This is a genomic window from Allobosea sp. GW821-FHT09G06 (assembly GCF_059416005.1).
The window spans coordinates 47,436-64,708 of record NZ_JBWKOI010000001.1; the positions used below are offsets into that span (position 1 = coordinate 47,436).

The following is a 17,273-nucleotide window of genomic DNA, read 5'->3' on the forward strand; positions in this document are numbered from 1 at the left end:
TCACGCCGCCTTGTCCAGGGAGGCGCTCTCCGGGATGACCCAGCCATCGGTGATGGCGATGCGGATGGGCTCGCCGGCCTGGGCCGGGGCGGGCTCGGCCGCGTCGAGATGCAGGACGATGTCCTGGTCGTTGGCGGGGCGCGCTTCCATGCGGAAGAAGCCGCCCTGATAGGACAGGCGCTCGACCGTGGCCGGGAGGCCGCCCTGCCCAGCTGTGGTGATGCCGATATCGCGGGCGCGCAGGCAGAGTTTTGCCTGATTGGTGACCGCCTGATCCGACCGGCAGCGCACGATGGCCTCGACGCCGAGCACGCTGACCTTGCAATGGCCGGCCTGCGGCGCGGAGAGGATGGTCGCCGGCAGCACCATGCCTTCGCCGATGAAGCCGGCCACGGTCACGTTGGCGGGTTCGCGATAGAGCAGCGAGGGCGTGGCGAGCTGGAGCAGGCGGCCGCGATCCATCACCGCGATGCGGTCGGCCAGCGCCATGGCCTCGGCCTGATCATGGGTGATGTAGACCATGGTGGTGCCGGTGCGCTCATGGAAGCGTGCGAATTCCTCCTCCATCGAAGCCCGCAGGTGGACGTCGAGATTGGCGAGCGGTTCGTCGAGCAGCACCAGCGAGGGCTCGGTGACGAGGCAGCGGGCGAGCGCGACGCGCTGGCGCTGGCCGCCGGAGAGCAGGCCGGGCCGGCGTTCGGCGAAGCCGTTCAGCCCGACGAGATCGAGCGCGGCGGCGACGCGCTTCGACCGTTCCGGGTCGCGCACGCCGGCGACGGTGAGCCCGTAGGCGACGTTCTCGGCGACCGTCATATGCGGCCAGAGCGCATAGGACTGGAAGACGATGCCGAGCTTGCGATGCTCGGGCGGGATATGGGTTTCCGCCGAGGAGACGAGCCGGTCGCCGATGCGGATCTGGCCGCCATCGAGCTTGTCGAAGCCGGCGATCTGGCGCAGCAGCGTGGTCTTGCCGCAGCCGGAGGGGCCGAGCACGGCCAGGAACTCGCCATCCTCGACCGCGATCGAGACGTCGTCGAGCGCGAGATAGGTGCCGAAGCGCTTCTGCGCGCGGTCGATGGTCAGTCGCGCCACGGCAGGACTCCCTGGGGCAGTTTCTGGGCGAAGAGGGTGGTCGAGGCCATCAGGCCCACCGTGACGACGACGGTGATGGCCGCCAGCGCCGAGGCATAGGTGGAATCGCCGCCCTGCTCGAAGGAGAAGACGACGACGCCGAGCGTCTCGGCGCCGGACGACCAGAGCAGGGCCGAGACGGTGAGCTCGTTGAAGGCGGTCAGGAAGACCAGCAGCGCGCCTGCGACAGCGGCCGGCGCGACCAGCGGGAAGATGATGGTGACGAGGCGGCGCGGCAGGCCGGCGCCGGCGATCTGGGCAGCCTCCTCCAGCGTGCGGTCGATCTGGAGATAGCCACTGATGACGGGGCGCAGGCCCAGCACGAGGAAGCGGGCGAGATAGGCGAACACGATGATCCAGATCGTGTTGTAGAGCGAGACGTTCAGCACCGGCAGCGGCTTGAGAAAGAGCAGGATCGCGGCGATGGCGAGCACCACGCCAGGCATCGCATAGGGCAGTTCCGCCGCGAGATTGAGCAGGCGCAGGGCGCGGGACTTCTTCCAGACGATGAAATAGCCGAGCGGCACGCAGATCAGCACGATCAGGGTGGCCGCGCCCGCCGACATCAGGAAGGAATTGACGAAGGCGCGCTTCGAGGCGGCGTGCTCGAACAGGACATAGGCGTAGTTGGCGAGCGTCGCGGTCTTCGCGTTGAGCGGCACGCCGAAGGCGGGGATCAGCGAGGTCGAGAGCAAGCCGAGGAAGGGCATGGCGAGCACGAGGATCGCGAAGGCCCATAAGCCGATCTCGACCGGCCGGCGCCAGCGGCCGAGTTCGAAGGGACGCGCGGCGCTTGAGGTCGTAGTGATCCGGAAATCGCGCCGGCGCAGCATGACATCCTGCAGGAGGATGCCGATCATCGCGATCACGCCGATCAGCAGGGAGAGGATCGCGACCTCGGAGAGCACGCCGGGGCCGAGGCCGGCGAGGCGCTGATAGATCAGCGTCGGCAGGACGAGGAAATTGCCGGGAATGCCGAGGAAGGCGGGGATGCCGAAATTGCCGAGGCTGGAGACGAAGCAGAGCGCAATGCCGGCGACGAGCGGCGGCGTCATCAGCGGCAGCACGACCGTGCGCAGCACCGTGAGGGGGCTCGCGCCAGCGGCGAGGCCGGCCTCGATCAGTTCCTTCGGCAGGGCGCGCAGGCCGGCGCGCAGGGTCAGGAAGACCAATGGCGCATATTGCAGGCCGAGAAGCAGGATGATGCCTTCGCGCGAATAGAGCGGGTTGCGGCTGCCGAGCGGCGGCGCCATGCCGATGAGCTTGAGCAGCGTGCTCGACGGGCCGAAGAGCTGGAGCCAGGCGAGGGCCGTAACCTGCGGCGCGATCATCAGCGGCAGGACGAAGCAGAAGGTGAAGGCGTTGCGGGCGCGGATATCCGTGAGCGTCGCCAGAAGCGCGACCGTGCCGCCGATCAGCGTGGCGAGGATCGTTCCCGCAATCGCGGTGGTGAGGCTGTTCCAGGTCGCCGTCCAGGTCGCGGGGCTCGCCATGACCTTGCCGAGCGCCGTCGCCGAGAGCTGGCCGCCGGGGGCGAGGCCCTCGACGATCAGGCGCCCGATCGGCAGCAGCGACAGGAGCGCGACGAGGCCGACGAGCCCCCAGAGGAGGCCCGTCTCCTCGACGCGCGTGCGCAGCGTCGCGGGATCGGCGAGGGACATGCGCACCGCGTCCGGGCTCAGTTGCCGAACATGGTGGCGAAGCGGGCCTTGTCGGCCTCGGTCGCCTTGACCACGGCCGCGATGTCGGAGGCCATGACGTTGATCTTGGTGCCTTCCGGCAGCCAGGACGGCGAGCCGATGCTGGGCTTGGCCGGGATATAGCCCATCCAGAGCGCGAGCTTCTGCCCGGCATCGGAGAGGATGAAGTCCACGAAGGCCTTGGCTGCGGCCTCGTTCTTGGTCGACTTGATGATGGCGACGGGTTCGGTCACGGCCGGCGCGCCTTCCTTCGGGAAGACGAAATCGATCGGCGAGCCCTGCTTCTTGGCGTTATAGGCCATGAAATCGACGAGGACGCCGTAGGATTTCTCGCCGCTGGCGACGGCTTTCAGGACCGCACCGTTGCCGCGCACGGCGACGGCCTCGTTGGCCTTCAATCCCTCGAACAGCTTCCAGCCGAGATCGGGCCGGGCCGTCATGGTCGAGAGCATGATCGCGGCAGCGCCCGAATAGAGCGGGCTCGGCATCGAGATCTGGCCCTTGTAAGCGGGCTTGTCGAGATCGGTCCAGGAGGTCGGCTTCTCCTTGGCGGCGGTGTTGTAGGCGATGCCGGTGGTGATCAGCTTCGAGCCGAAATAGGTCTTGTCGGCGTCGAAGGAGCCGGCCTGGAAGCCGTCGGTCTTGGCGCCGGGATAGGCGAGGAGCTGCTTCTGAGCCTTCAGGATCTCCATGCTCGCGGCATCCGCGATCAGGAGGACGTCGGCGCCGGGCTGGCCGGCCGAGATCTCGGCGGCGAGCTTGCCCATCACCTCGGTCGTGCCGGAGCGGAAGATATCGACCTCGACATTGGGATAGGCCTTCTTGAAGGCGGCGACGGTCTGGGTCGCGTCCTTCTCCGGCTGCGAGGTGTAGAGCACGAGCTTGCCCGAGGGGGCCTGCGCGAAGGCGGGCGCTGCGGCAAGCAGGGCGGCGGCGGTCATCATCAGGCCGTGTCGCGTGAAGCGGCGTCGTGTCAGGGTCATGATCTCATCTCCTCCGTTGTCGCGATGCCGACCTTTACGCCAAATGCGCCGGTCGATCTTCGTGCCAGATCGTCATGTCAGGCCGTCTCGTGCCGGTCATCCGCGATGTGGCGACCGGCTACCATCTTCCATCACAGAAGCAGCTCGGGGTTTTCAAGGGCCTCGCGCAGATCGGCCATGAAACGGGCCGCCGCGACGCCGTCGACGATGCGGTGGTCCGAGGACAGCGTGAAGTTCGCCATCGGCCTGAGCACGATCTCTCCGTCGCGCCCGACCGGCTTGTCGATGGTGCGGCCGACCGCGAGGATCGCGCCCTGCGGCGGATTGATGATCGCGGTGAACGAGTCGACACCGTACATGCCGAGATTGGAGATGGTGAAGGTGCCGCCGCCGAGCTCTGCCGGGGTCAGCGTTCGCTTCGCCATGCCCTCGCGGAGCCGGGCGAATTCGCGGGTCATCGCAGGCATGTCCATGGCGCCGGCATCGCGCAGCACGGGCACGACGAGGTCGCCGTCACGCTCCATCGCGATGCCGATATCGACGCGTTCGTGGAAGCGGGTCGCCTCGCCCTCGACGGAGGCGTTGATGACGGGGTGGTCGCGCAGGATGCGCGCAGTGACGCGGGCGATCAGCACGGTCAGGCTGGGCTTGGGCGCGCCGATGCGCTCGTGCCGCTTGGCGAGGCGGCCGAGCAGGTCGCGCGCGGCGCTCATCTCGATCTCGGATGTCAGATAGAAATGCGGAGCGGTGCGCATACTCTCGGAGAGCCGGCTCGCGACGATGCGGCGGATGGCAGAGAAGGGTTGCAGGCGGCCCTCGGAAGCATTCACCGAGGAGGCCGGCGCGGGGCGTGCTTCCGGCGCCGAAGCACAGCGCGGCTGCTGCTCCAGATGCCGCTTCACGTCGGATTCGCCAATGCGTCCGCGTGGGCCGCTACCGGTCACGCTCTTGAGGTCGAGGGCGTTCTGGCGGGCGATGCGGCGGGCGAGCGGGGTCGCGCGCAGGCCTGCCGAGGCCGGCGAGACCGCAATCACCGGAGCGGCCGGCGCCTCGGCCTTCGAAAGGGGTGTGGCAGCCGCCACGGTAGCCGCAGCGGCTGCCGGCTCGGACGGTGTGGTGGCGGCCTCACCGTCGAGGTAGATCCACGCAACAGGTGTTCCGACCGAGATCGGCACGCCGGTCTCGGCCTTGATGTTCCGGATCGCGCCGGTGGCGGGGGCCTCGACCTCCATCACGGCCTTGTTGGTGCCGATCTCGAAGATGGTATCGCCCTGGCGGACAAGGTCGCCTTCCTTGACATGCCAGGCCTCGATCGTGCCCGTCTCCATGTCCATGTCGACCTTGGGAAGGATGACCTCGATGGGCATCAGGCTTCCCCGCGGCGGACGAGATTGGTGGCGGCAGTGACGATGTCGTCCTCCTGCGGGACGGCCGCCTTCTCCAGAACCGGGTTGTAGGGGATCGGCGCATCGGCGCCGCCGAGCCGGATGATCGGCGCATCCAGGAAATCGAAGACTTCGCTCTCGGCGATCATGGCCGAGATCTCGGCGCCGATCCCCATGGTCTTCACGCCCTCGTAGACGACCAGCAGCCGATGCGTCTTGCGCACGCTCTCGGCAATCGTGGTGAAGTCGATCGGGCGGATCGAGCGCAGATCGATCACCTCCGCCGAGATGCCATCGCTGGCGAGGCGCTCGGCGGCGGCCTCCGCCTTGCGGGCCATGATCGAGGAGCCGACGATGGTGAGGTCCGTGCCCTCGCGGCGGATCGCGGCCTTGCCGATCGGGACGCGATAGGCCTCGGCCGGGACATGGCCCTTGGTCTTGTAGAGCAGCTTGTGCTCGAAGATCAGGACGGGGTTGGGGTCGTCGATCGCGGCGAGCAGCATGCCCTTGGCGTCATGCGGCGTGCTCGGTTGCAGGACTTTCAGCCCGGGCACATGAGCGAACCAGGCTTCGAGGCTCTGACTGTGCTGGGCGGCGGCGCCGGTGCCCGAGCCGCCGGGCAGGCGCACGACCATCGGCACGCTCGCCTTGCCGCCGAACATGAAGCGGATTTTTGCCGCCTGATTGACGAGCTGCTCCATCGCGAGCGTGACGAAATCCGAGAACTGGATTTCGAGCACCGGGCGCATGCCGGTGATCGCCGCGCCGACCGCGGCGCCGGCGATGCCGAGCTCGCTGATCGGGGTGTCGATCACGCGGTCCGTGCCGAAGCGGTGGACGAGGTCGCCGGAGACGCCGAAGGCGCCGCCATAGACGCCGACATCCTCGCCGAACAGGAAGACGCGCTCGTCGGCCTCCATCGCCTGGCCCAGCGCCTCGCGCACGGCCTCGGCATAGGAGAGTTCGCGGATCTCGCTCACGGCTTCAAGCGTGTCAGAGAGCATAGACGTCACGGGTCAGGTCTTTCGGATCGGGGTCCGGGCAGGCGCGGGCGAATTCGACGGCGGCGTCGATATCGCGCTGGGCGTCCTCTTCGAGCTTCATCAGCGTGGCCGCGTCGAAGCGGTCATGCGCCTTGAGTTCGTCCTCGAGCCGCCGGATCGGGTCCTGGTTGCGCCATTCCTCGATCTCCTCCTTGGAGCGGTAGAGGTTGCGGTCGCTCTTGGAATGGCCGCGCCAGCGATAGGTCTTGCACTCGATCAGCGAGGGGCCCTCGCCGGAGCGGGCACGCGCGATCGCCAGTTTCGCGACGGCCGCGACGCCGGCAAGGTCATTGCCGTCGAGGCAATGACCGGGCATGCCATAGGCGGAAGCGCGGTCGGCGACGTTCGCCACGGCCATGGCGCGGTTGATGTCCATCGACATGCCGTATTTGTTGTTCTCGCAGACGAAGACGACCGGCAGCTTCCAGATCGAGGCCATGTTCAGCGCCTCATGGAAGGCGCCCTCGTTCGAGGCGCCGTCGCCGAAGAAGACCATGCAGACGCGGCCATTCTTCTGCGCCTTGATGCTCATGCCGACGCCGACCGCGATCGGCAGCCCACCGCCGACGATGCCGTTGGCGCCGAGATTGCCGCCCTCGACATCGGCGATGTGCATCGAGCCGCCGCGGCCCTTGCAGTAGCCGGTCTCCTTGCCGAAGAACTCGGCGAACATCAGCCTGGGCTCGGCGCCGCGGGCGATGCAGTGGCCATGGCCGCGATGGGTCGAGAGGATGTAGTCATGGGCTTCGAGCGGCAGCGTCGTGCCGACGGCGCTGGCTTCCTGCCCGATCGAGAGATGCATCGTGCCGTGGATCAGGCCGCGCATATAGCTCGCCTCGGCCGCCTCCTCGAACTTGCGGATCAGGTGCATGCGGGTCAGCGCCTGCGCCACCGTCGCGTCGTCGAGCGCGGCGAGTTCCGGCCGCTGGTTCGGCTTCTGGTCAGCGCTCATGGGTTCAGCGCTCATTCTTGGGCTCCGGAGGTCAGCGCGGCGATCATCGCATCCTGGGCGCGGCGCACCTCGACGATTTTCAGCCGTTCGTCGGGGGTGGCGTCGGCCAGCGTGATCAGTTCGCCCTTGCGGACGGGCCGGGTCATGGTCGCGCCCTGGGCGAGGCCGATCGGGAGCGCCTTGCGCGCCTGCGCATCGGCGCGAGAGAGGGCGAAGCCGCGATAGCCGTACTCGCCGATGGCATCGAGCGTCTCGCCGGCGGCGAGATCGCGCTTGGCGACGCAGCCGACCTCGGAGGTCGGCACCGGCAGCGGGCGCATATGGCTCTGGTTGAAGATCACGGCGGCGGCGGCCGAAAGCGGCACTTCCAGGCTCGTCAGGTGATAGGGCCGGAAGAAGGAATAATACGGGCCGGGGCCGAGATGCAGGTCGCTCATCCGCTCGCGGACGCGGGGATGGCGCATCTCCGCGACGGCGAAGACGCCGGGGGCCACGCCCTTGGCAACCGAGAAATCGACGACGCCCTTCTGCGAAAGCAGGCCGCCCTCTTCCTTCGGGCAGAAATAATTCTGCAACTCGTCCTTCGGCGCGGCCGGGCCGTGCATGCCGGGGATATCCGGCACGAAGCCGCAGGCATTGGCGATGGCGACCATCTCGACCATCGTCTTCGAGCCGTCGACGAACTCGACGAGCATGCGCGGGTTCATGTTCCGGCGCGTGGCTTCCTGGACATAGTCGGCGGGTACGGCGTCGATGCGGAACGGGTTGTTCTTGCCCTTGCCGGCGGCGACGACCGGATAGCCCATGGCGCGGACGAAATTGATCAGCTCCATCGCGGCGGCGGGCTCGTCGCCGGCGCCGAGCGTATAGACGATGCCGGCCTTGGCGGCCTCGACCGCGAGATAGGAGCCGATGGTGATGTCGGCCTCGACATTCATCATCACGATATGCTTGCGCGCGGCGATGGCGGTCAGCGCGACCCGCGAGCCGGCTTCCGGGTTCCCGGTGGCGTCGATGATCACGTCGACATGGGGCGAGCGGCAGATCAGGTCGAGCGAGGTCGTGGCGGCGATGCGGCCCTTGCGCCTGCTGGCGTCGAGCCCGGCCTCGTCGGTGACATTGTCGACATCGCCCTTGCGCCCGGCGAGCGTGGCGGCCTCGGCGACGCGATCCGGCGCGATGTCTGCAACGGCGGCGATCTCGATGCCGGTCATCTGGGAGATCTGGACGACGATATCGGTGCCCATCTGGCCAGCGCCGATCAGGCCGACGCGGACCGGCTTGCCGGCCTTGGCACGCAATTCGAGAGCCTCGGCCAGGGACAGGCCGACGACGGGCGCGCCCAAAGGCGGCTGCGGCTGGATCGCGGCCATCGTTGATATCACTCCCTAGGACATGTGTTCTTATTTAGGAACAAAAGAACATGTCATTCGTCCTGTCAAGCGTACAGATGTTCAAACAGGTTGCCTGAGCCGCGTGATGCGGTGATGGTGGCGCAGGTGCCCGAGGCGGCGCGGCAGGGAGCGCTCGTGGAAGACGCATTCGGAGCAGGACTGATCCAGGGCGAGATGCCGGTGGCGGAGGCGAAGGTCCGCGCCGCCTGGCTCTATTATGTCGAGGGTTTGACCCAGGAGCAGATCGCCGAGGCGCTGGGCTTGAGCCGGATCAAGGTGATCCGCATGCTGGCGGCGGCGCGCTCCGAAGGCTTGGTCAAGATCAGGATCGATGCGCGCTCGGCCCGGCAGGCGGGTCTGGAGCGCGGGCTCGTCACCGCCTTCGGCCTGAAGGAAGCGGTGGTGGTGCCGGCGGCGCGCGATGCGGCCAGCGTTTCGGCGCTGGTCGGCTATGCCGCAGGGCTCTGGCTCTCCGACAACCTGACCGACAACATGTCATTGGCCGTCGGCTGGGGGCAGACCCTGCATCTGGCGCTCCGGGGCATGCAGCCGCGCCAGGTCGAGGCGATGTCGGTGGTCTCGCTGCTTGGGGGGCTCACGCATTCGCGCAGCATCAATCCTTCGGCCGTGGCGCGTCGCGTCGCCGACATGTTCGGGGCCGACTGCTTCCAGTTGACCGCGCCGGTCTTCGTCTCGAATGCCGAAATCCGCGACGCGCTCTGGCGCGAGCCGACCCTGCGGGACCTGCTCGACCGGGCCCGCGCTGCCGATATCGCGCTGGTCAGCGTCGGTGACCTCGTCCCGGATTCGACGCTGTTCCGCGAAGGGCTGCTGCCGCAATCCGATCTGGCGGGCCTCAAGAAGGCCGGGGCGGTGGGCGACCTCGTCTGCCATTTCATCGATGCCGCGGGCGAACTGGTGGACCATCCGGTCAACCGGCGTATCATGGCGGTGAGCCCGGCTGATCTCAGAGGCATCGGCCTCGTCGCGATCGCGGCCGGCGGCGCCCACAAGGAACATGCGATCCGCGCGGCCTTGCGGGCGAGCGCGGCGAAGGTCCTGATCACGGATGAAGGCGCTGCCGAGGCCTTGCTGGCCGGCAGCGCGAAACAGGCGGCAGAGGTCGCCGAACGGGAGCAACGCCATGGCCAATAATTTCGAGCAGTTCGCGCGCAACTCCCTGCAGTTCCGGCCGTCCGACATCCGTCTGATGCTGGAGCGGGTGCACTCCCATGTCGTGAAGCCGCGCATGTCGGCCGAGGAATTGCTGGAGGTGGTGCAGGGCCTGGGCTTTTCGACGGTCGAGGCCTTCGGCGACCAGATCGGGCTGGAGCGGCGGACGTCGGAGAGCTGGGCGCGCTACGGATTGTCGCGCGACGCGGCGCAGTTGCTGCTCGCGCTCTTGAACTATCGCCAGCGCCTGCTCGACGCGATGGACGATTTCGAGAAGACGACCCAGATTCCGTTGGACGGGTTCTTCGAGAACCAGCAGCTGCCGTAGCGATTTGCCGCGCTCCCGCTGAACCGCGTCGTCATTCCGGACAAGCCGTGAAGCGGCGCCGATCCGGAATCCATCGGAGGGTGCTGCGCTCTAAGATAGATCCCGGGTCAAGCCCGGGATGACGCTTACGATTTTGGGCTGGCGGGAAAAGGCGGGTCAGCGGCAGAAATCGGCGCAGCCGGCTTCCCAGAATGCTTTGCCGGATTCAAGCGCCGGCACGGACGGACGTGGCTTGCGGCCGGGCAGGTCGGCCGGCACGGGCTTCACCTGCTCCCACCAGCCATGGGCGCATTGCGAGCGGAAGGCCATCTGGTCGGAGATCGAGGTGGCCTCCTGCTCCAGGACGGCGTCGAGCGCGGCACAGCTCTCGCGCAGATGCGTGTCGTGGGCATCGCTCGGATCATTGGCGTAGTCGTGAAAGGCTTCGGTGAAGCTCTCCATCTCGCGGGCGATATGCGGCCAGTCGGAGCGCCCGAGATTCCAGGCGTCCATCCATTCGCGTACGACGGTCTCGACGGCTTCCGCCTTCGGCTTGTCCTTCACCTTCCGGGCGGCCGTCAGCATATGGCGCATCAGTTCGGCGCGGGCATGGGCGTGGCGGGCACGCAAGGCCGCCTCCTGCATCTGCGCGATGGCTTCCGCCGCTTCCTGCTGCAGCGCTTCGACGAAATGCGGCATGGGCTGGTCTCTCAAGGCAGCGTGGCGAGGCGTTCGATCATCCGCTCGAACAGGTCATAGGCTTTCACGGCCGAGACGACATGGGCGTTGGGCTCGCGCCTGAGGCGGCTGTTCCAGTCGATGGTGGTGCGTCCGCGTAGAGGACCGTCGCCGATCTCGACCGCGACGAAGCAGTCGCGGCCCTCGAACAGTTCCGGCCAGAGCAGGAAGGCGATGACGCAGGGGTCGTGCATCGGGTGGCCGTTCGAGCCGAGCCCGCTGGGGCGCGGGCGGGCCAGCATGCCGTGAACGGCCTTGCCCGTGGCGGTGCCGAGCGCGCCGATGCGGGCGATCTGATCATGGCTGGCGATGGCCTGGAGCGTGACACCGAGGCCGAACATCACGATCGGTCGGCCGCAGTCGAATACGACCGCAGCCGCATGCGGATCGACATAGGTGTTGAATTCTGCGGCAGGCGTGATGTTGCCGAGCCCGATGGCGCCGCCCATCAGCACGATGCGCCTGACCTTCGGCAGGATGTCGGGCGCGAGCCGGAAGGCGAGGGCGAGATTGGTCAGCGGCCCGAGCGGGCAAAGGGTGATGCTGTCGTCCGGGGCCGCGCGGCAGATATCGATGATCGCCTGCACGGCATGGCCGGGCGCGGCTTCGCTCCTCGGCTGGGGCAGGCCGGCGCCATCCAGCCCATCCGGGCCACAGATGAATTCCGCGGTTTCGAGAGCGAAGATCAGCGGACCTTCGGCGCCGCGATAAACGGGGATGTCGTCGTGACCAGCAAGATCGCGGATACGCAGCGCATTCACTGTCGTCTGCGCGACCGCGACATTGCCGGCGACGGTGGTGATCGCCCTGAGATCGATCCGCTCGGCACTGGCGAAGGCCAGGAGCAGGGCGACGGCATCGTCCTGGCCGGGATCGGTGTCGATGATGATGGTCTCGCGCATCTCAGGCTGCCTTGGCGTTGCCGGCCATGATCAGATGGGCGATGTCGTCGGCGGTGAGATCGCCGAGCGGCCGGTCCACATATTTGCGCCCCGCACCCATGATCACAATACGATCGGCCAGCGCCACGACGTCGCGCATGTTGTGGCTGATCAGGATGACGGTGCGCCCGTCCGCCTTGAGCTTGCGGATGAGGTCGAGGACGAGGGCGCTCTCCTTGACGCCGAGCGCGGCGGTCGGCTCGTCCATGATGATGATCTCGGCATTCCAGCGTAGCGCACGCGAGATCGCGACCGCCTGGCGCTGGCCGCCCGAAAGCCGCTCGACCGGCCGGGTCATGTCGGTGACGGCGGCGGAGAGCTGTGCGAGATAGCGCTGCGATTCCGCGATCATCTTCTTCTTGTCGAGGATGCGCAGGAAGGGCAGCAGCACGGGCTTGGTCAATTCCGAGCCCATGAAGACGTTCTGGGCAATCGAGAGGCGCGGCGCGAGCGCGAGGTCCTGATAGATCGTCGCGACGCCATTCTCCAGCGCATCATGCGGCGAGGCGAAGGAGACCGGCCTGCCGCGCAGGCTGATTGTGCCGCTCGTCGCCTCCTCGGCGCCGGAGATCACCTTGATCAGGCTCGACTTGCCGGCGCCGTTGTCGCCGCAGAGCGCCACGACCTCGCCCTTGAAGATGTCGAGATCGACATCGCGGACGGCGACGACCGGGCCATAGGCCTTGCCGATGCCGCGTAGCGAGAGGAGGGGGGTGGGATTGTTCATGGCGATCCAGGGGATTGCGAAGCGATTTGCCGTCATTCTCGGGCGAAGCGTAGCGAAGACCCGGGAATCTCATAACCAGATGGCGCTGGTTTCCGAGATGCTCGGGTCAGGCCCGAGCATGACGGTTCCTAAGCCTTACTTCTTCAGGAATTGCTGGACGTTGTTCTTGTCGACCAGCACGGCTTCCGTGAAGAGATAGGGGCCGGGCGTGATGCTCTCCTTCGGCTTCTTCTCGACGACGATCGCCTGAATCGCATCGACCGCCTGCTTGCCCATCTCGTCGAAGGGCACGGCGACGGTCGCCATGAAGGTCGAGTTGGGGTCGGCGATGCGCTCGTAGCTTTCCTTGCCGCCATCGACCGAGACCAGCGGGATCTGGCCCTTCTTCACGCCCTGGGCCTGCAAGAGGTCGTCGATGATATAGGCCTGGCCGTCGAAGGAGGCCCAGATGCCGTTGATCTTGCCCTGGTTCTGCAGGAGCAGCGCCTGCATGCCGGCGCGGACGTCGTCGCGCCAGCTCTGGGTGCGGGCCATCGAGAACTTGCCGAGCTCCTTTACCGCCTGGTTCTCGGCGAGGACGGCGTCGAGCAGGCGGCCGCGGATGCGCGAGGCGACGTTGAGGTCGAAGCGGGCCGAGACGATGTTGCCCTGGTAGCCGAGCTGGCCGAGCAGGTAGAGCGCGGCATCGGCGCCGACCTTGTACTCGTTGGTCTGGATGTCGAAGAGCGCATGCGGGCTCGAACCCGACTGCACGGTGATGACCGGGATCTTGGCATCCTTCGCCGCCTTGAACTGGGCGTCGGCCTCGACCGGCTTGCCCATGGCGATGATGATGGCATCGACCTTCTTGGCGATCAGCGCGTCGAACTGCTCGGCGTGCTTCGGCAGCGCGCCTTCCGAGTTCAGTAGCGTGACGTTCCAGCCCCTGGCCTTGGCAGCAGCGGCGGCGGCATTGGCGACGCGCGCATGCGTCTCCGAGGTAAACTGGAAGCCGATGATGCCGAGCTCGAAGGCGCTCGCGGACTGGCCGAGCGCGACGAGCGCCGCGGCGGCGACCAGCATTTTCCTGAAACCGAACATGAAACCCACTCCCCTCATTCTGCTTGTCGTTGTCGAAATCAGACCTTGAACGCCGCCTTCTTCATCGCGCTGGCCGAGAAGGCGACCGAGCCGATGATGATCGCGCCGAGCACGATGTCCTGGATGTAATAGGGCGCGCCCATCAGCACCAAGCCGTTGCCGAGCACCTTGAGCACCAGCGCGGCAAAGACCGTGCCGGGGATATTGGGCTTGCCGGGCTCGAACATGGTCATGCCGAGCAGCACGGCGGCGATGGCATACAGCAGGTAGTCGCCCGCCATGTTCGGCGCGGCCGAGGACAGGTTGGCGGCGAGCAGCATGGCCATCAGGCCGGCGAAGACGCCGGAGAGCAACAGGCCGATGCGCTTCATCCGGGCCGTGGCGATGCCTGCGAGCCGCGCCGCCTCGTCCGCTTCGCCGGTCGCGACCATATGGGCGCCGGTCCGGGTCCATTTGACGAGTCCATAGGCGAAGAGCGTGGCGCCCGTCATCCAGAGCACGAGATTGGGAATGCCGAAGGAGTAGCCGCGGGCGAGCCCGGTGAAACCGACCGGCCAGCGCCCGACGAAGGCGACGCCCTGCGTGATCATGAAGGCGAAGCCCTTGGCGATGGCGGCGGTGCCCAGCGTCATGATCAGCGAGGGGATGCGCAGCACGGTGACGCCGTAGCCGTTCAGCGTGCCCAGCACGAGGCCGACGCCGATGGCAGCCGATACCGCGACGGCCGGCGGATACTGCGCATGGACGAGCCAACCACAGACCACTGCCGCGAGGCTCGCCATCTCCGCCACGGAGAGATCGAGCTCGGCCACCGTGAAGGCGAGCGCGAAGCCGAGCGCGAGGATGGCAAGGAAGCTCGTATCCTTCAGCACGTTGATGATGTTCATCGTGCTGGCGAAGTTCGGCGCGAAGATCAGGAAGAACAGGATCAGGGTCAGACCGGCGATCGCCGTGCCATAGCGTCCGATCAGTTCCCGCGGGTCGATGCGGCCCAAGCTCAGCTTCCCTTCTTCGCGATCCTGCGCGCCGGCGCCAGCCTTCGAATCGTCGGCATGATCAGTCCTTTACGTCGCGCTTTCCGGGTTGGCGAGACCGGGCAACGCGGCGGTGTTCTGCGCCAGCGCCACGAGATCGGCCGAGATCGGCGCGAGCGCCGCTTCGCTTTGCCGATAGAGGGCATAGAGTGCGTTATAGACCGGGCGCCGCGCGGGGTCGGGCTCATAGCGGCGGGCAATGCTGACGAGGGCATCCTGTGCGGCTTCCAGCGATGCGAAGCGGCCAAGTCCCGTCCAGGCGATGATCGCCGCGCCGAGCAGGCCGGGTTCTCTGGCCGTGCCGACGACGATCCGGCGGCCGCAGATATCGGCCTTGACCTGGGCCCAGACCGGATTGGCGGCAGCGCCGCCGCCGAAGCGGATCTCGTCGACGCGGGTGCCGAGCGCACCCTCCGCCCGCTCCAGCACGAGGCGGTTCTGGCAGGCGACGCCTTCGAGCACGGCATAGGCGAGATCGGTCGGGCCATGCCGGCGAGCGAGCCCGATGAAGGCGCCGCGCAGGTTCGGGTCCCAATAGGGCACACGCTCGCCTTGCAGATAGGGCAGGAAGAGCAGCGGTTGCGGATGGCGCTGGCCAGCGAGAAGGCGCTCGATCGTCTCGCCGACAGGGCCGGTGCCACCGAGCAGGCCGTTGAGCCAGGCGATGGTGTCGGCGCCGTTCTGGCTGGGGCCGCCGAGATGCCAAAGGCCGCGCCAATCGACGGAGATCAGCCCTTCGGCTTCGGCCTGATCGGGGCCGAGCACGCCGAGCACCTCGGTGGTGCCGGAGATGTTGTAGGCATAGCCCGGACGCAGCGCGCCGAGCCCCGCGACAGCGGCCCAGGTATCGTTGCAGCCGCAGAGGACGGGGACGCCGGCGAGCCTGTCGAAGGGCGCGGGCAGGCCGGCGCGGACGGGGGCGACGATTTCGGTTGGTTCGAGAATGGTCGGGATCAGGCTCGACGAGAGACCGATTGCGTCAAATGCCGAGCGGCCATCGACGTTTTCGGCGCACGCGATCAATCGCGCGAGCGAAACGGGATCGCTCGCGCGCCGGCCTGTCAGGCAAAAGTTCAGGTAGTCCTTGGGCTCCAGCACGCAAGCGAGCGCGCGGGTGTTCCCAGGCTCGTTCTCGGCCAGCCAGGCGAGGCGCGCGAGCGGGTGGAAGGCGTTGATGCGGGCGGCCTCGGGATGATCGGCCAGCGTCTCCCGCAATCGGGCGGCGATGCTGTCCGAGCGCACATCCTTCCAGGTCATGGCCGGGCGCAGCTCATGACCGTCATGGCCGAGGAAGACCTGCGTCCGGGTCACGCCGCAGATCGCGATGCCCCGGACTGCCGCGAACAGCTCCGGCGCTTGTTCGGCGAGCCTGGCAGCGGCTTCGAGCAGCTGTGTCCACCAGGCGTGCGCGGCGACTTCCGAGCGCTCGAGATGATCGTGCAAGGCTGGGCCGGGCAACGCATACTCGACCAATGTCGTTCCGCGATCGTCGATCAGCGCGGCGCGGAAGCTGCTGCCGCCAAGATCGCAGGCGAGGACGACACTCATCGTCCGGCCCTGATCAGGACGGGACGCTGAGCGGACGGGACAGCAAGCTTCACAAGGTGACCTTCAGGCATCGACCCTTGGAGCGTCATAAATCGCTTGCGAGTCAAGGATGCCTCGTTCAGGCGGCGCGCTTTGCGGCCTTCAGAATGTCGTCGACCAGCCTTTGCGAAGCCAGCGCTTCCTCGCCGGTGACGACGGGGTCGCGGCCCTGCTCGATCGCATCGAGGAAATCGGCGATGACGGCGTGGTGGGCGTCATGCGGGAAATCCATGATGTTGGCGCCGCTGCCGGTCGAGCCCTCGGCCTCGACGATCTCCTCGCGCCCGTCGAGAAAGGCGAGGCGCAGGCGCCCGCCGATCAACGCGGCAAAGCCCTTGGTGCCGGTGATCTCGATGCGCTCGGGATAGCCGGGATAGGCGGCTGTGGTTGTCACCAGCGTGGCGGGGGCGCCGTTGCCGGTCTCCAGCAGAGCCGAGACGTAATCCTCGGTCTCCATGCGGTGAAGCCCGGTGGTGCGGGCTTGCGCCGCGACGACTTTGGAAACACCGACGAGCGAGCGGAACAGGTCGAGTGAGTGGATCGCCTGCGTCAGTAGTACGCCGCCGCCGTCGCGGGCGAGCGTGCCGCGGCCCGGCTCGTCGTAATAGCTCTGCGGGCGCCACCAGGGCACGGACAGGAAAGCGGCCTCGATCGTGCCGAGCTCGCCGGAATCGAGGGCAGCTTTGAGGCGCAGGCTCGCCGGGCGGAAGCGGTGCTGGAGCGTCACGCCGAAGGTCTTAGCCGTCCGGCGGGCGCTGTCGACGAGGCGCTGCCCGCGCTCGGTGGTCAATTCCAGCGGCTTCTCCACCAGAACATGTTTGCCGGCTTCAAGGCAAAGCGCGGAGACGTCGAGGTGGCTCGAAGGCGGCGTCAGCACGATGCAGGCATCGACCGCCGGGTCGGCCAGCACCGCGTCGAGATCGGTCGTCGTCGGGAAGGGGAATTGCGCGGCATAGGCCTTGGCACGATCCGGCGTGCGGCTCACGGCCCAGCGCGTCTCGGCGCGCTCAGTGAGGTCGAGCAGGCTTTTCGAATGCGGCAGGGAAGCGGGGCCGAGCCCGATCACGGCGATGCCGAGCTTGCGTGTCATGACGGGTC

16 protein-coding genes are annotated in these 17,273 nt (G+C 67.4%); 2 read left to right on the forward strand and 14 right to left on the reverse strand.

Going from position 1 to position 17,273, the window contains the following annotated elements:
• From AC07NY_RS00235 to AC07NY_RS00265, 7 genes are all read right to left on the reverse strand, one after another.
• Nucleotides 1–1,092, reverse strand: a complete 1,092-nt coding sequence (locus AC07NY_RS00235; RefSeq protein WP_494580884.1) for an ABC transporter ATP-binding protein — start codon at nucleotides 1,090–1,092, stop codon at nucleotides 1–3.
• Nucleotides 1,080–2,792 (reverse strand): ABC transporter permease, encoded by a 1,713-nt coding sequence (locus AC07NY_RS00240; protein ID WP_494580886.1) that lies wholly within the window; start codon nucleotides 2,790–2,792, stop codon nucleotides 1,080–1,082. The genes AC07NY_RS00235 and AC07NY_RS00240 overlap by 13 nt, the downstream gene beginning before the upstream one ends.
• Nucleotides 2,793–2,809: 17 nt before the next feature.
• Nucleotides 2,810–3,814 carry an ABC transporter substrate-binding protein gene (locus tag AC07NY_RS00245; RefSeq protein ID WP_494580888.1) on the reverse strand — a complete coding sequence of 335 codons (1,005 nt, stop codon included), beginning with the start codon at nucleotides 3,812–3,814 and terminating at the stop codon, nucleotides 2,810–2,812.
• 131 nt (nucleotides 3,815–3,945) lie between these two features.
• Nucleotides 3,946–5,181 (reverse strand): dihydrolipoamide acetyltransferase family protein, encoded by a 1,236-nt coding sequence (locus AC07NY_RS00250; RefSeq protein ID WP_494580890.1) that lies wholly within the window; start codon nucleotides 5,179–5,181, stop codon nucleotides 3,946–3,948.
• On the reverse strand, nucleotides 5,181–6,179 hold the full coding sequence (locus AC07NY_RS00255; RefSeq protein WP_494580892.1) for an alpha-ketoacid dehydrogenase subunit beta: 999 nt from the start codon (nucleotides 6,177–6,179) through the stop codon (nucleotides 5,181–5,183). The genes AC07NY_RS00250 and AC07NY_RS00255 overlap by 1 nt, the downstream gene beginning before the upstream one ends.
• Nucleotides 6,180–6,192: 13 nt before the next feature.
• Nucleotides 6,193–7,209, reverse strand: a complete 1,017-nt coding sequence (locus AC07NY_RS00260) for a thiamine pyrophosphate-dependent dehydrogenase E1 component subunit alpha (RefSeq protein WP_494580894.1) — start codon at nucleotides 7,207–7,209, stop codon at nucleotides 6,193–6,195.
• Nucleotides 7,206–8,567 carry an NAD(P)H-dependent oxidoreductase gene (locus tag AC07NY_RS00265; protein ID WP_494580896.1) on the reverse strand — a complete coding sequence of 454 codons (1,362 nt, stop codon included), beginning with the start codon at nucleotides 8,565–8,567 and terminating at the stop codon, nucleotides 7,206–7,208. Before AC07NY_RS00265 ends, AC07NY_RS00260 begins: the two co-directional genes overlap by 4 nt.
• A gap of 90 nt (nucleotides 8,568–8,657) precedes the next feature.
• Here AC07NY_RS00265 and AC07NY_RS00270 point away from each other — a divergent pair, with 90 nt between their 5' ends.
• Nucleotides 8,658–9,743: a sugar-binding transcriptional regulator gene (locus tag AC07NY_RS00270; RefSeq protein WP_494580898.1), complete on the forward strand. Its 1,086-nt coding sequence runs from the start codon at nucleotides 8,658–8,660 to the stop codon at nucleotides 9,741–9,743.
• On the forward strand, nucleotides 9,733–10,089 hold the full coding sequence (locus AC07NY_RS00275) for a hypothetical protein (RefSeq protein ID WP_454035578.1): 357 nt from the start codon (nucleotides 9,733–9,735) through the stop codon (nucleotides 10,087–10,089). The genes AC07NY_RS00270 and AC07NY_RS00275 overlap by 11 nt, the downstream gene beginning before the upstream one ends.
• Before the next feature lie 156 nt (nucleotides 10,090–10,245).
• Here AC07NY_RS00275 and AC07NY_RS00280 read toward each other — a convergent pair whose 3' ends face one another.
• The 7 genes from AC07NY_RS00280 to AC07NY_RS00310 all read right to left on the reverse strand — a co-directional run bounded on the left by AC07NY_RS00280 (nucleotide 10,246) and on the right by AC07NY_RS00310 (nucleotide 17,265).
• Nucleotides 10,246–10,767 carry a hypothetical protein gene (locus AC07NY_RS00280; RefSeq protein ID WP_494580900.1) on the reverse strand — a complete coding sequence of 174 codons (522 nt, stop codon included), beginning with the start codon at nucleotides 10,765–10,767 and terminating at the stop codon, nucleotides 10,246–10,248.
• An 11-nt stretch (nucleotides 10,768–10,778) separates the two neighbouring features.
• A complete protein-coding gene (locus AC07NY_RS00285; protein ID WP_494580902.1) occupies nucleotides 10,779–11,708 on the reverse strand; it encodes a nucleoside hydrolase in 930 nt (309 codons plus the stop codon).
• A 1-nt stretch (nucleotide 11,709) separates the two neighbouring features.
• Nucleotides 11,710–12,474, reverse strand: coding sequence for an ATP-binding cassette domain-containing protein (locus AC07NY_RS00290; RefSeq protein WP_494580904.1), 765 nt, complete (start codon nucleotides 12,472–12,474; stop codon nucleotides 11,710–11,712).
• 135 nt (nucleotides 12,475–12,609) lie between these two features.
• Entirely contained in the window at nucleotides 12,610–13,554 is a 945-nt protein-coding gene (locus AC07NY_RS00295; RefSeq protein WP_494580906.1) for a sugar ABC transporter substrate-binding protein, read from the reverse strand.
• A gap of 38 nt (nucleotides 13,555–13,592) precedes the next feature.
• On the reverse strand, nucleotides 13,593–14,549 hold the full coding sequence (locus tag AC07NY_RS00300; protein WP_494580908.1) for an ABC transporter permease: 957 nt from the start codon (nucleotides 14,547–14,549) through the stop codon (nucleotides 13,593–13,595).
• A gap of 69 nt (nucleotides 14,550–14,618) precedes the next feature.
• Entirely contained in the window at nucleotides 14,619–16,136 is a 1,518-nt protein-coding gene (locus AC07NY_RS00305) for a xylulokinase (RefSeq protein WP_494580910.1), read from the reverse strand.
• Nucleotides 16,137–16,254: 118 nt separating this feature from the next.
• Nucleotides 16,255–17,265 (reverse strand): Gfo/Idh/MocA family protein, encoded by a 1,011-nt coding sequence (locus AC07NY_RS00310; protein WP_494580912.1) that lies wholly within the window; start codon nucleotides 17,263–17,265, stop codon nucleotides 16,255–16,257.
• Between the last annotated feature and the right edge of the window lie 8 nt (nucleotides 17,266–17,273).

Bases quoted from the DNA above. Each gene is read 5' to 3' on its own strand.
- AC07NY_RS00240 (WP_494580886.1), bottom strand. From the start codon at position 2,792: ATGTCCCTCGCCGATCCCGCGACGCTGCGCACGCGCGTCGAGGAGACG.
- AC07NY_RS00245 (WP_494580888.1), bottom strand. From the start codon at position 3,814: ATGACCCTGACACGACGCCGCTTCACGCGACACGGCCTGATGATGACC.
- AC07NY_RS00250 (WP_494580890.1), bottom strand. From the start codon at position 5,181: ATGCCCATCGAGGTCATCCTTCCCAAGGTCGACATGGACATGGAGACG.
- AC07NY_RS00260 (WP_494580894.1), bottom strand. From the start codon at position 7,209: ATGAGCGCTGAACCCATGAGCGCTGACCAGAAGCCGAACCAGCGGCCG.
- AC07NY_RS00265 (WP_494580896.1), bottom strand. From the start codon at position 8,567: ATGGCCGCGATCCAGCCGCAGCCGCCTTTGGGCGCGCCCGTCGTCGGC.
- AC07NY_RS00275 (WP_454035578.1), top strand. From the start codon at position 9,733: ATGGCCAATAATTTCGAGCAGTTCGCGCGCAACTCCCTGCAGTTCCGG.
- AC07NY_RS00280 (WP_494580900.1), bottom strand. From the start codon at position 10,767: ATGCCGCATTTCGTCGAAGCGCTGCAGCAGGAAGCGGCGGAAGCCATC.
- AC07NY_RS00285 (WP_494580902.1), bottom strand. From the start codon at position 11,708: ATGCGCGAGACCATCATCATCGACACCGATCCCGGCCAGGACGATGCC.
- AC07NY_RS00290 (WP_494580904.1), bottom strand. From the start codon at position 12,474: ATGAACAATCCCACCCCCCTCCTCTCGCTACGCGGCATCGGCAAGGCC.
- AC07NY_RS00295 (WP_494580906.1), bottom strand. From the start codon at position 13,554: ATGTTCGGTTTCAGGAAAATGCTGGTCGCCGCCGCGGCGCTCGTCGCG.
- AC07NY_RS00305 (WP_494580910.1), bottom strand. From the start codon at position 16,136: ATGAGTGTCGTCCTCGCCTGCGATCTTGGCGGCAGCAGCTTCCGCGCC.
- AC07NY_RS00310 (WP_494580912.1), bottom strand. From the start codon at position 17,265: ATGACACGCAAGCTCGGCATCGCCGTGATCGGGCTCGGCCCCGCTTCC.